The 13,479-nt window shown below is 60.5% G+C and carries 11 protein-coding genes; all 11 read left to right on the forward strand.

The window, feature by feature from the left end:
* Window positions 1-38 precede the first annotated feature (38 nt).
* The 11 genes from LW136_RS12865 (at window position 39) to LW136_RS12915 (ending at window position 13,473) form a co-directional block, all read left to right on the forward strand.
* Window positions 39-2,267: an NADP-dependent isocitrate dehydrogenase gene (locus tag LW136_RS12865; RefSeq protein ID WP_234173061.1), complete on the forward strand. Its 2,229-nt coding sequence runs from the start codon at window positions 39-41 to the stop codon at window positions 2,265-2,267.
* 104 nt (window positions 2,268-2,371) lie between these two features.
* Window positions 2,372-2,812, forward strand: a complete 441-nt coding sequence (locus LW136_RS12870) for an NUDIX hydrolase (RefSeq protein ID WP_046618908.1) — start codon at window positions 2,372-2,374, stop codon at window positions 2,810-2,812.
* 69 nt (window positions 2,813-2,881) lie between these two features.
* The gene (mnmA, locus tag LW136_RS12875) at window positions 2,882-4,009 is read left to right on the forward strand and encodes a tRNA 2-thiouridine(34) synthase MnmA (RefSeq protein WP_125898361.1); all 1,128 of its coding nucleotides are present in this window, start codon (window positions 2,882-2,884) and stop codon (window positions 4,007-4,009) included.
* The gene (gene hflD, locus LW136_RS12880) at window positions 4,006-4,644 is read left to right on the forward strand and encodes a high frequency lysogenization protein HflD (protein ID WP_014820073.1); all 639 of its coding nucleotides are present in this window, start codon (window positions 4,006-4,008) and stop codon (window positions 4,642-4,644) included. Before mnmA ends, hflD begins: the two co-directional genes overlap by 4 nt.
* 87 nt (window positions 4,645-4,731) lie before the next feature.
* Window positions 4,732-6,102 (forward strand): adenylosuccinate lyase, encoded by a 1,371-nt coding sequence (gene purB, locus LW136_RS12885; protein ID WP_234173062.1) that lies wholly within the window; start codon window positions 4,732-4,734, stop codon window positions 6,100-6,102.
* A gap of 76 nt (window positions 6,103-6,178) precedes the next feature.
* Window positions 6,179-7,345 (forward strand): ribosomal protein uL16 3-hydroxylase, encoded by a 1,167-nt coding sequence (locus LW136_RS12890; RefSeq protein WP_234173063.1) that lies wholly within the window; start codon window positions 6,179-6,181, stop codon window positions 7,343-7,345.
* On the forward strand, window positions 7,338-7,763 hold the full coding sequence (locus LW136_RS12895; protein ID WP_014820070.1) for a GNAT family N-acetyltransferase: 426 nt from the start codon (window positions 7,338-7,340) through the stop codon (window positions 7,761-7,763). Before LW136_RS12890 ends, LW136_RS12895 begins: the two co-directional genes overlap by 8 nt.
* A 6-nt stretch (window positions 7,764-7,769) precedes the next feature.
* Window positions 7,770-8,399, forward strand: a complete 630-nt coding sequence (locus LW136_RS12900) for a DUF7931 domain-containing protein (RefSeq protein WP_234173064.1) — start codon at window positions 7,770-7,772, stop codon at window positions 8,397-8,399.
* Entirely contained in the window at window positions 8,396-9,205 is an 810-nt protein-coding gene (locus LW136_RS12905) for a secretin N-terminal domain-containing protein (RefSeq protein WP_125898357.1), read from the forward strand. Before LW136_RS12900 ends, LW136_RS12905 begins: the two co-directional genes overlap by 4 nt.
* 483 nt (window positions 9,206-9,688) lie before the next feature.
* On the forward strand, window positions 9,689-11,284 hold the full coding sequence (locus LW136_RS12910; protein WP_234173065.1) for an isocitrate lyase: 1,596 nt from the start codon (window positions 9,689-9,691) through the stop codon (window positions 11,282-11,284).
* A gap of 194 nt (window positions 11,285-11,478) precedes the next feature.
* A complete protein-coding gene (locus tag LW136_RS12915) occupies window positions 11,479-13,473 on the forward strand; it encodes a PhoX family protein (RefSeq protein ID WP_234173066.1) in 1,995 nt (664 codons plus the stop codon).
* Window positions 13,474-13,479 lie beyond the last annotated feature (6 nt).

Below are 13,479 nucleotides of genomic sequence, written 5' to 3' on the forward strand. Positions count from 1 at the left end.
ATTCTGTGCACGCCCTGCAAGAAGAGAGTTATCGCTAAATGTCCACCCCTTCGAAGATCATCTATACCTTCACCGACGAAGCCCCTGCGCTGGCTACCTATTCGCTTCTTCCTATTGTAGAAGCCTTCGCCGCCTCCGCTGACATAGCCGTCGAAACACGCGACATCTCTCTTGCAGGGCGCATTCTTGCGAGCTTTGCCGACCAGCTCGACGCTGACAAGAAAGTCGACGACGACCTGGCCAAGCTTGCCGAGCTGACCGTTCAGCCCGATGCCAACATCATCAAACTGCCCAACATCAGCGCTTCCGTGCCGCAGCTCAAGGCCGCCATCGCCGAACTGCAGGCCCTGGGCTACAACATTCCCAACTTCCCGGAAGACCCGCAGACCGATGCGGAGAAAGATACCCGCGCCCGCTATGGCAAGGTACTCGGCAGCGCCGTGAACCCCGTACTGCGCGAAGGCAACTCCGACCGCCGCGCTCCGGCCGCCGTGAAAGCCTACGCTCGCAAGCACCCGCACTCGATGGGCAAATGGAGCAAGGCTTCGCAGTCCCATGCCGACTACATGCGTGGTGGCGACTTCTTCTCCAGCGAGCAGTCGATCACCATGGACAAAGCTGGTGATGTGCGCATTGAGTTCGTCGGCAAGGACGGCAAGGTCGAGGTCAAGAAGCAGCTGTCTCTGCAGGAAGGCGAAGTGCTCGACGGCATGTTCATGAGCTGCAACAAGCTGCGCGCCTTTTTCGAAGACACCCTGCAGGACTGCAAGGAAACCGGCGTGATGTGGTCCCTGCACGTCAAGGCCACCATGATGAAGATCTCGCACCCGATCGTCTTCGGTCATGCGGTCAGCGTTTACTACAAGGATGTGTTCGACAAGTACGGCGAGCTGTTCAAGGAACTGGGCGTCAACCCGAACAACGGTATCAGCAGCGTCTACGACAAGATCAAGTCGCTGCCGGTCTCGCAGCAGGAAGAAATCCTGCATGACATCCATGAGGTTTACAGCCACCGCCCTGAAATGGCGATGGTCGACTCGGTCAAGGGGATCACCAACCTGCACATCCCGAGCGACGTCATTGTCGACGCCTCGATGCCGGCGATGATCCGTAACTCCGGTCAGATGTGGGGCAAGGACGGCAAGCAGAAGGACACAAAAGCGGTAATGCCGGAGAGCACCTATGCCCGCATTTACCAGGAGATGATCAACTTCTGCAAGACCAACGGCGCCTTCGACCCGGTCACCATGGGCAGCGTCCCGAACGTCGGCCTGATGGCACAGAAAGCCGAGGAATACGGTTCGCACGACAAGACCTTCGAGATGCAGGCCGACGGCACCATGCGCGTCGTTCTGGCCGACGGCACCGTGCTGATGCAGCACGAAGTCGAGAAAGGCGACATCTGGCGTGCCTGCCAGACCAAGGACGCTCCGATCCGCGACTGGGTCAAGCTGGCCGTGACCCGTGCTCGCCAGTCGAACACCCCGGCAATCTTCTGGCTTGACCCGGAGCGCGCCCATGATCGTCAGCTGCAGAACAAGGTCGAAACCTACCTCAAGGATCACGATCTGAGCGGTCTGGACATCCGCATCATGGGCTACAACGAAGCCATCCGCGTCAGCATGGAGCGCATGATTCGTGGCCAGGACACCATTTCGGTGACCGGCAATGTGCTGCGCGATTACCTGACCGACCTGTTCCCAATCATGGAACTGGGTACCTCGGCCAAGATGCTCTCCATCGTTCCGCTGATGGCGGGCGGCGGCATGTACGAAACCGGCGCCGGCGGCTCCGCACCAAAGCACGTGCAGCAGCTGGTCGAAGAGAACTACCTGCGCTGGGATTCGCTGGGTGAGTTCCTGGCACTGGCGGTATCCCTGGAAGAAACCGGCATCAAGACCGACAACATCAAGGCCAAGATCCTCGGCAAGACCCTTGACCAGGCCACCGGCAAACTGTTGGACAACAACAAGTCACCGGCGCGTAAGGTTGGTCAGCTGGACAACCGCGGCAGCCACTTCTACCTGGCTCTGTACTGGGCGCAAGCTCTGGCCGCCCAGGACGAAGACGCCGAGCTGAAGGCCCACTTCACCCCGCTGGCCAAGCAGTTGACCGAGCAGGAAGCGACCATCGTCGCCGAACTGGCCGAGGTGCAAGGCAAGCCGGTGGATATCGGTGGCTACTACCGCTCCAATCCGGAACTGACCAGCAAGGTGATGCGCCCCAGCGCAACCTTCAACGCAGCCCTGGCCGCGCTGAACGCCTGAATCGACGCTTGAGTGTTATCACGAACCCCGGCCTGGTGCCGGGGTTCGTGCTTTCTGAACGGAGGTGACTGTTATCATCCCGTCATTTACACAAGGCAGCTCTTATGGACTGGCAACCGCATATTACCGTCGCGACCGTTATCGAAGACCAGGGGCGCTTTCTGTTGGTAGAAGAGCTCAAGGCGGGCCGACTCGTACTCAATCAGCCTGCCGGGCATCTCGAAGCCAATGAGAATCTGCGCCAGGCGGCTGTACGGGAAACCCTCGAAGAAACCGGCTGGGAGGTCGAGCTCATTGGCGTTGTGGGAATTTATCTGTACACCGCGCCCAGCAATGGCGTGACCTATCAGCGCGTATGCTTCGCCGCCAGAGCCCTGCAGCATGATCCGCAGCGTCATCTCGACGAGGGCATTGTCGCGGCTCGGTGGCTGAGCCGCGACGAGCTGGAGGCGCAACCTGAACGCTGGCGCAGCGAACTGGTGCCCCGCTGCATCGATGATTATCTGACCGGGCCGCTGCATTCGCTTGACGTGATTCGCAACTGAACGCGGCTTCGTCATGCCTGCTGCAGCCTGATAGAATTCCGCCCCTTTGCAGAGCCTCAGCGTGTTCCTATGTCTGTAACCACCCTCACCGCCCCGGAAAAAACACGTGTCATCGTCGGCATGTCCGGCGGAGTGGACTCTTCCGTTTCCGCCCTCCTGCTGCTCGAGCAGGGCTATCAGGTCGAAGGCCTGTTCATGAAGAACTGGGAAGAGGACGACGGCACGGAATACTGCACCGCCAAGGAAGACTTGGCCGACGCCCAAGCGGTGTGCGACCGGATCGGCATCAAGCTGCATACGGCGAACTTTGCAGCCGAATACTGGGACAACGTCTTCGAACACTTCCTTGCCGAATACAAGGCGGGACGCACGCCGAACCCGGACATCCTTTGCAACCGGGAGATCAAGTTCAAAGCCTTTCTCGACTACGCATTGATGCTAGGGGCGGACCTCATCGCGACCGGCCATTACGTGCGTCGTCGCGACGTGAATGATCGTAGCGAGCTGCTCAAAGGGCTGGACCCGAACAAGGATCAGAGCTACTTCCTGCATGCGGTCGGCGGTGAACAGCTGAGCAAGACGCTGTTTCCTGTCGGCGAGCTGGAAAAGCCCGAAGTGCGGGCGATCGCCGAAAAGTACGGGCTTGCCACGGCGAAGAAAAAGGATTCCACCGGCATCTGCTTCATCGGCGAAAGGCGCTTCAGCGACTTTCTCAAGCAATACCTTCCGGCCCAGCCCGGCAATATCGAAACCATTGATGGTGAAGTGATCGGCCGTCATCACGGCTTGATGTATCACACCATCGGTCAACGCCAGGGCTTGGGCATCGGTGGCCTCAAGGATGCTTCCGACGAGCCTTGGTACGTGCTGAGCAAGGACCTGCAGCGCAACGTGCTGGTGGTCGGCCAGGGCAACGATCATCCGTGGTTGTTCTCGCGCGCGTTGCTGGCATCTGAAATCTACTGGGTGAACCCCATCGACCTCAGCGCTCCGCTCCAGCTGACCGCCAAGGTCCGCTATCGCCAGAGCGATCAGGCCTGCACGCTGGAAAAGACGGCAGACGGCTATCGTGCCGTCTTCGAAGCGCCACAACGGGCGGTGACACCGGGCCAGTCGGTCGTGTTCTACGACGGCGAAGTCTGCCTTGGCGGCGGCGTGATCGAGCAGGCCGAACCCTGGTTCGAGGGTCGAGCATGAATACGCTCGACGAACAACTGATTGCACTCGGCGCAGTGTTCGAAGCCGCAACGCTGGTGGACCGCATCGCTCGCACCGGCCAGGTTCCGAACGCCTCGCTCGGCTGCATGCTGGGCAGCCTGCTGGCCCGCAATCCGGAAACCACACTGGAAATCTACGGCGGTGATGACCTCAACCTGCGTGATGGCTATCGCGCTCTGGTCGGTGCCTTGGAGCGCGACAGCAGCGCACTGCAGCGAGAACCACTGCGTTACGCACTGGCGATGATCGGTCTGGAGCGCCAGCTGGACAAGCGCGACGACATGCTTCAGGTCATTGGCAGCCGTCTGGATCAGATTCAACAGCAGGTCGAGCACTTCGGCATCACCCACGAAAATGTCGTGGCCTCGTTCGGCGGTTTGTACCAGGACACCCTGAGCACATTTCGCCAGCGCATTCAGGTTCAAGGCGACATGCGGCACCTGCAGCAGACGGACAATGCAGCCAAGATTCGCGCCCTGCTGCTCTCCGGAATTCGCTCGGCACGTCTGTGGCGCCAGCTCGGCGGGCACCGTTGGCAAATGATCTTCAGCCGCCGCAAGCTGCTCGATGCGCTCTATCCACGGCTGCGCTCGACCCAGGATGACGACCGCTAACGGTGGCGAATGTACCGGGCCCACCCGGTCCATTCGTGTATAATCTGCGCCCTCTTTTCGTTGCCTGACTGTCCGAGAATGCCCTCTATGCAGCTTTCCTCGCTCACGGCGGTTTCCCCCGTCGACGGCCGCTACGCCGGCAAAACCAGCGCCCTGCGCCCGATCTTCAGCGAATTCGGCCTGATTCGTTGCCGCGTCCAGGTCGAAGTCCGCTGGCTCCAGCGCCTGGCAGCCCACCCAGGCATTCCGGAAGTCCCCCCCTTCTCCGCCGAAGCCAACTCGGTGCTGAACCAGCTGGCCGAGAACTTCCAGCTGAAGCACGCCGAGCGCGTGAAGGAATTCGAGCGAACCACCAACCATGACGTAAAAGCCGTCGAGTACCTGCTCAAGGAGCAGGCCAAGCAGCTGCCGGAACTGGCCAAGGTCAACGAATTCATCCACTTCGCCTGCACCAGCGAAGATATCAACAACCTCTCCCACGCGCTGATGCTGCGTGAAGGCCGCGACAGCGTTCTGCTGCCGCTGATGCGCCAGCTTGCCGAATCAATCCGCAGCCTGGCCGTGCAATTCGCTGACGTACCGATGCTCTCGCGTACGCATGGCCAGCCAGCGTCGCCGACGACGCTCGGCAAGGAGCTGGCGAACGTGGTGTACCGTCTGGAGCGCCAGATCGCCCAGGTCGCCGCCGTTCCGCTGCTGGGCAAGATCAACGGCGCAGTGGGCAACTATAACGCCCACCTGAGTGCCTATCCCGAGATCGACTGGGAAGCCAACGCCCGCGAGTTCATCGAAGGCGACCTCGGCCTGACATGGAACCCCTACACCACGCAGATCGAGCCGCACGACTACATTGCCGAACTGTTCGATGCCATCGCCCGGTTCAACACCATCCTCATCGATTTCGACCGCGACGTCTGGGGCTACATCTCGCTCGGTTACTTCAAGCAGAAGACCGTTGCTGGCGAGATCGGCTCGTCGACCATGCCGCACAAGGTCAATCCGATCGACTTCGAGAACTCCGAAGGCAACCTGGGTATCGCCAATGCACTGTTCCAGCACCTGGCCAGCAAGCTCCCGATCTCCCGCTGGCAGCGTGACCTGACCGACTCCACCGTGCTGCGCAATCTTGGCGTCGGCTTTGCCCACAGCGTCATAGCCTACGAAGCGAGCCTCAAGGGTATCGGTAAGCTGGAGCTCAACATCGCCCGCATCGCCGAAGACCTCGACGCTTGCTGGGAAGTGCTGGCCGAACCGGTACAGACGGTCATGCGCCGCTACGCCGTGGAAAACGCCTACGAAAAACTGAAGGACCTGACCCGCGGCAAAGGCATTACGCCCGAAGCCCTGCAGTCTTTCATCGACGGCCTGGATATTCCTGCCGAAGCAAAGGCCGAACTACGCAAATTGACGCCGGCCAACTACATCGGCAACGCCGTTGCCCAGGCCAAGCGCATCTGAGTACGACCATGTATGCACGCCCGGCTGTGCCGGGCGTTTTTATTTTCAGCTCTGTATATAGAGCAAGGTGTTACGCATGACTTCTGATATTCCACTTCAAATTCTGGGCGGCATCAGCGCCCGGGAATTTCTGCGCGACTACTGGCAGAAGAGACCGCTGCTCATTCGCCAGGCCATCCCAGACTTTCAGAGCCCCATCTCGCCGGACGAACTGGCTGGCCTTTCGCTGGAAGAGGAAGTCGAATCCCGCCTGATCATCGAGCACGGCGAAAGCCCCTGGGAGTTGCGTCGCGGTCCCTTTGCCGAAGACACCTACCAGCAGCTGCCCGAGCGTGACTGGACCCTGCTGGTCCAGGCCGTCGACCAGCTGGTACCGGAAGTCGCCGATCTGATCGAGCACTTCCGCTTCCTTCCCAACTGGCGCATCGACGATGTGATGATTAGCTATGCCGCACCGGGCGGCGGCGTCGGCCCGCATTTCGACAACTACGACGTATTCCTGCTGCAGGCGCATGGTCAGCGCTGCTGGCGCATCGGGCAGATGTGCGACAGCGAAAGCCCGATGCTGAGCCACGGCGATCTACGCATCCTGGCCGAATTCGAAGGCACCGATGAATGGGTGCTGGAACCCGGTGACATGCTTTACCTTCCGCCTCGCCTGGCCCACTTCGGCACCGCAGAGGATGCCTGCATGACCTATTCGGTCGGCTTCCGTGCCCCTAGCGCTGCCGAGGTACTGACCCACTTCACCGACTTCCTGGCGCAGTTCCTGCCGGACGAGGATCGTTACAGCGACGCCGATCTGCAACCGAGCGACGACCCCTACCAGATCCAGAGCGACGCACTGGATCGATTGAAAGCGCTGCTTGCCGAGCACATGAGCGACGAGCGTTTGTTGCTCACATGGTTCGGCCAGTTCATGACCGAGCCGCGCTATCCGGAGCGGGTGGAGGGGCCTGAGCTGGAGGAGATCGATCTGCGCTCGGCAATCGAAGATGGCGCCCTGCTGGTCCGCAACCCGGCGGCACGCCTGGCCTGGAGCGAAGTCGACATCGGCCTGCTACTGTTCGCCAGTGGCCAGAGTCGCCTGCTTCCCTCTAAGCTGCGCGAACTGCTGAAACTGATCTGCTCGGCTGATGCGTTGCACGCCGATAATATCGGCGACTGGCTGAGCGACGACGACGGCCGGGGGCTTTTGTGCGAACTGGTCAAACAAGGAAGTCTGGAGTTTGCTGATGAATAGCGTTCAGGTACGGATCGCCGACTGGCAGCAGGACAACGCCGAACTGCGGCGCATTCGGGAGGCCGTGTTCATTGCCGAGCAGGCCGTTCCGCCCGAGCAGGAGTGGGATGCCGACGATAACGAAGCCGTGCATTTTCTCGCCCTCGAGGGCGACTATCCGATCGGTACTGCACGGTTGCTGGCCGACGGGCAGATTGGCCGGGTAGCAGTCCTGCGCGACTGGCGCGGCATGAACGTGGGCGATGCGCTGATGCGCGCCGTCCTTGCGGAGGCGGAGCGCCGGGGCCTGACGGAGCAGACACTGACTGCGCAGGTTCACGCCACCGCCTTCTATGAGCGACTTGGTTTTGAAGTGGTCAGCGATGAGTTTCTCGAAGCTGGAATCCCCCACGTCGACATGCTCCGCCGGAGCCACTGAGGCCGTATGAGCGACAGCGCCCCTGACGAAAGTAGCGATCAGGCCGAACTCCCGGCCATAGACTTTCACTCTCCGGGGCGTTTTGCCGTTCACAACCCCCAAGCCGACCTTCCCGAGCCTCTCGCTTGGAGAGGGGCCACCTTTGAGCTTGGACAGGACACCGAACTGCAACGCTTCAGCGAACCCAACGAGGTTCGCCAGCATGCTTTGGCCATGTTGCAGCAGGCGACTCGCTCGCTGTGCATCTACAGCACGGATCTGGAACCCTGGCTTTATCATCACAGCAGCGTTCAGCAGGCTTGCACTCGCCTACTGCTGGCCCACCCGCGCAACCGCCTGCGTATTTTGATCGGCGACCCGACACGAGCGATCAAAGAAGGCCACCGTCTTCTGCAGCTTGCTCGGCGATTGACCAGCAATGTACATATCCGCAAGCTGAACCCCGATTATCCCGAGCAGAGCGGCGCCTATCTGATCGCCGATGATTGTGGTCTGCTGCAACGCCCCAAGGCTGACCAATACGCCGGCTATGCCCTGTACCACGACCTCGCCCGGGTGCGCATACGCCAAGTGGAATTCGACAAGGCCTGGGAACATGGATTAGCGGATGCAAACCTGCGGAGTTTTCTGCTATGAGCCCTCGAATCTTTCTGCTGTCCGTTGCTGTCAGCATCTGTCTTCCGTTACAAGCGGCGACCGAAGTCATTCAGCTCGACAATCGCATGGCCGAAGACGTTATTCCCGTAGCGGAGTCGGTGCTCGGTGGCCAGGGACGGGTCACAGCCTACGGCAGCCAGCTGATCGTCAATGCACCGGACGCGCTCATCAGCGAACTGCGGCAGGTGATCGATCAGCTGGACGTCGAGCCCAAGCGTCTGCTCATCAGTGTCGATACTCAGGACTCGGCCAGCAGCTCCGCAGGCGGCTATCAAGTGGACGGCTCGGTACGCTCCGGCGACGTGGAGTTTGAAACCGGACGCGGAGAGATTGGTGGGCGTGATCGGGCGCGAATCATCCGCCGCAGCACGAACAGCAGGGATGGCGGCGTTCAGCAGGTTCAGGCCAGCGAGGGTTATCCGGCGCTGATTCAGGTGGGCCAGAGTGTGCCGCTGACCACCCAGGGCACAGATGGCTACGGCCAGATCTACCAGCAAACGCAATATCGCGACGTTCTCCGCGGCTTCTACGCCACCGCCACAGTGCACGGCGACCGGGTGCAAGTCACCATAAGCAGTACCCGAGACCGGCTTGCGCAAGGCAGTGGTGGCGTGGTGGAAGTTCAGAATGCGGACACTCGGGTAAGCGGTCGTATCGGTGAATGGATCACCATCGGCGGCGTCGATGAAAGCGCTAGCTCCGAGCAGCAAGGCACGTTACGTCGCTATTCCACCCAGGGCGGCCAGAACCTGTCGATGCGCCTCAAGGTCGATGTTCTGGACTGAACATCAGCAGGTCCCTGACAGCCACGCCACGATGTAGTGCCCCAAAAAAAACACTACAAAACGATTGACGATGCAATTTCAGCGGAGCATTATTGCCCCGCTCCCGCTAACCAGGGGCCCTGGCAAGGGTCTCCGGGGCGTGCTCAAGCCAACCAGCCGAGCCGTTCCGTGACTGTACTGCCCACAAGGCGGACTGACGAGGTTGCGACTGGAACGAGTCGTCCTGAGGGACGGGGTAGCGATTGACGCATCAGCCAGACTGAAAGCTTCTCGTTGTTGTAGCGCACACGGCAGCCACGCCGGCTGTGGGCGCAGCAACCGGAACCAGCCCGGCGGTCGTATCCCCCCTTCTCTTGGTTCAATCCTCGTCCCGGTCGATATTTCGACGCTCTGCCGCGTGTTGCCCGCAATGATCAGCGATAGCACGTAGGTTTCGGTGGGAAAAGTCGGTGCTCAACCACACTCATTTTTGAAGGATTGAACATGTCCGCATATCAAGACGACATCAAGGCAGTTGCCGCCCTGAAAGAGCAACACGGCAGCAGCTGGGCCGCCATCAACCCTGAGTCCGTCGCTCGCATGCGCGCCCAGAACCGCTTCAAGACCGGTCTGGAGATTGCTCAGTACACCGCCGACATCATGCGCAAGGACATGGCCGAGTACGACGCCGACTCGTCCGTCTACACGCAGTCCCTCGGTTGCTGGCACGGCTTCATCGGTCAGCAGAAGCTGATCTCCATCAAGAAGCACCTGAAGACCACCAACAAGCGTTACCTCTACCTGTCCGGCTGGATGGTTGCTGCTCTGCGCTCCGAGTTCGGCCCGCTGCCGGACCAGTCCATGCACGAGAAGACTGCCGTTTCCGACCTGATCGAAGAGCTGTACACCTTCCTGCGTCAGGCTGACAGCCGCGAGCTGGACCTGCTGTTCACCGCTCTGGACGCCGCTCGCGAAGCTGGCGACAGCGCCAAGGCTGCCGACATTCAGAACCAGATCGATAACTACGAAACCCACATCGTACCGATCATCGCAGACATCGACGCTGGCTTCGGTAACCCGGAAGCCACCTACCTGCTGGCCAAGCGCATGATCGAAGCAGGCGCTTGCTGCATCCAGATCGAGAACCAGGTTTCCGACGAGAAGCAGTGCGGCCACCAGGACGGTAAAGTGACCGTTCCCCACGCCGACTTCCTCGCCAAGATCGCAGCTGTGCGTTACGCCTTCCTCGAACTGGGCATCGACAACGGTGTGATCGTTGCTCGTACCGACTCCCTGGGTGCCGGCCTGACCAAGCAGATCGCCGTGACCAAAGAGCCGGGCGACCTGGGCGACCTGTACAACTCCTTCCTGGATTGTGAAGAAGTCTCCGCCGCCGATCTGAACAACGGTGACGTAGTTCTGAACCGCGAAGGCAAGCTGCTGCGTCCGAAGCGTCTGCCGTCCAACCTCTTCCAGTTCCGCGCTGGCACCGGTGAAGCACGCTGCGTACTGGACTGCATCACCTCGCTGCAGAACGGTGCTGACCTGCTGTGGATCGAAACCGAGAAGCCGCACGTTGGTCAGATCGCGGCCATGGTTGACGAAATCCGCAAGACCATCCCGAACGCCAAGCTGGTCTACAACAACAGTCCGTCGTTCAACTGGACGCTGAACTTCCGTCAGCAGGTCTTCGATGCGTTCGTCGCCGAAGGCAAAGACGTTTCCGCCTACGACCGCGCCAAGCTGATGAGCGTCGAGTACGACGAAACCGAACTGGCCCAGGTTGCAGACGAGAAGATCCGTACCTTCCAGCGCGACGGTTCGGCTCACGCCGGCATCTTCCACCACCTGATCACCCTGCCGACCTACCACACCGCCGCGCTGTCCACCGACAACCTGGCCAAGGGGTACTTCGCCGACCAGGGTATGCTGGCGTACGTGAAGGGCGTTCAGCGTCAGGAACTGCGTCAGGGCATCGCCTGCGTCAAGCACCAGAACATGGCTGGTTCCGACATCGGCGACAACCACAAGGAGTACTTCGCTGGCGAAGCCGCTCTGAAGGCAAGCGGTAAAGACAACACCATGAACCAGTTCCACTAAGAATCGGTTCGCGGCCCTCACCGGCCGCAGGTGTTAACAAAAAGCCTCGGCATCTGCCGAGGCTTTTTTTTTGCGAGCAAGCAGACTGCGTAGACGAGGCGACATTTCGTCGGCACGACCCCTACCTGTCATTCTGTTGTCGCATATCGAATTTAGCGTCATGGGTCCGACAAAAATCGTAATGGAGCTGCGCCGTGACTACTGAGAACAACGACATTTTGTTTGGCAACGGGGACGAGTTGCCCAGTAACCAATCGACGAACCCACACATTCAGGATGTGATCTCTGCTGGCCGTCGAAAGATAGTGGTTGGCGGCGCAGCCCTGGGAGCCATGGCCTTTCTAGGTGCGGCTATTCCCGGACTTGCGCGAGCGGCTGAACCATCCGCGCAAGGACTCAAGGAGCTCCCCTTCCGACGCCGTACCCGTCTGCCGTTTTCGCCAGTGGCGGTAACGCGGGCCGATGCTATTACCGTTCCTGCTGGCTATTCCGCGACCACTTTCATTCCATGGGGCACCCCGATTACCGGTAGCTACCCGACCTGGATGGAAGACGCGAGCAATAGCGCCGAAGACCAGGCTCAACAAGTCGGCATGCATCACGACGGAATGCATTTCTTCCCGATGAACGCAAAACTCGGCGGGCGCCAGAGCGATCACGGCTTGCTGGTGCTAAATCACGAATACATTCAAGCGCCTCTGCTCCACCCCAACGGCCCGACGGTGGTCGATGGTAAGCGTGTCGATGTCGACGAGGTCCGCAAGGAAATCAACGCCCACGGCGTTTCGGTAGTAGAAATCCGCCGGGGCCCGCGCGGCGATTGGTCGGTCTTGCCGACAGCCCGTAACCGCCGCATTACGGGTGCCACGCCGATGCGCATTGAAGGCCCCGCGCGCGGCCATGCGCTGATGCGCACCCGCTACAGCCCGAGCGGCACCTCAACCCGCGGAACCCTTAACAACTGCGCCAACGGGCATACGCCTTGGGGTACCTACCTCACCTGTGAGGAAAACTGGGCAGGTTACTTCGCCACCGCCGACAGCGACCTACCTCGTGAACTTAGCCGCTATGGTGTGCGCGGTAGCGGTCGTTATGGCTGGGAGACAGTTGCCGGCGATGAGTTCGAGCGCTTCAACGCCTCGCGCATCGCGACCGATCCACAAGCGGATTATCGTAACGAGCCCAACACCTTTGGCTGGATCGTCGAGATAGATCCGTTCGATCCGAACTCAACGCCAGTCAAGCACACGGCCCTCGGCCGTTTCGCCCACGAAGGACTGGTGTTTGCCCCCGTCAGGCCGGGCCGCCCCGTTGTCTGTTATTCCGGCGACGATTCGCAGAATGAATATATCTACAAGTACGTCAGCCGCGACCGCTATCGGCCGCAACGAAGCGATGGGCGGCTGCTGGACGAGGGGACCCTCTATGTCGCGCGTTTCAACACCGACGGCAGTGGTGACTGGCTCGCTCTCGATCATGCCAATCCGGCCTTCCAGCGGGCCTGCGAGACCGCCGGCGTTCAATTTGCAGATCAAGGTGAAGTTCTGATCAACACCCGTCTGGCCGCCGACATCGTCGGAGCCACCAAGATGGACCGCCCAGAATGGGGGGCGGTTAACCCAGATAGCGGTGAGGTCTACTTCACCCTCACCAATAACAGCGGACGCAAGGAAACCGACGCCTCCAATCCGCGAGCACCAAACGCATTTGGTCACATCATTCGCTGGCGTGAAGCGAGCCGCGACTTTGCAGGCACGCGATTCAACTGGGATATCTATTTGCTTGCCGGGCCACAGGACAACAGCCGGGGGCCGAAGGGTCGAGCGCTGGATGAAAGCAACATCATGGCCAGCCCGGATGGGTTGTGGTTCGACGACGAGGGTCGACTGTGGATTCAGACTGACATGAGCGGTAGCCAACTGCGCAGCGGGCCGTTTGGTAACAATCAGATGTTGGTTTCCGATCCCAGAACCGGTGAGACCAAACGGTTTCTCGTCGGGCCTCAGGGCGCTGAGGTAACCGGAATCACAGCTACACCGGACTTCCGGACCCTGTTCGTCAACATCCAGCACCCTGGCGAAGACTCGACCGCGACGAACTACACGAGCACGTGGCCGGACGGGCCGGGTCGCAGACCCCGCTCAGCAACCGTCATCGTCACGCGGGACGACGGAAAGCGCCTGATGTAACTGCGG

Origin of the sequence: Stutzerimonas kunmingensis (assembly GCF_021432085.1) — a bacterium.
Classification (GTDB): Bacteria; Pseudomonadota; Gammaproteobacteria; order Pseudomonadales; family Pseudomonadaceae; genus Stutzerimonas.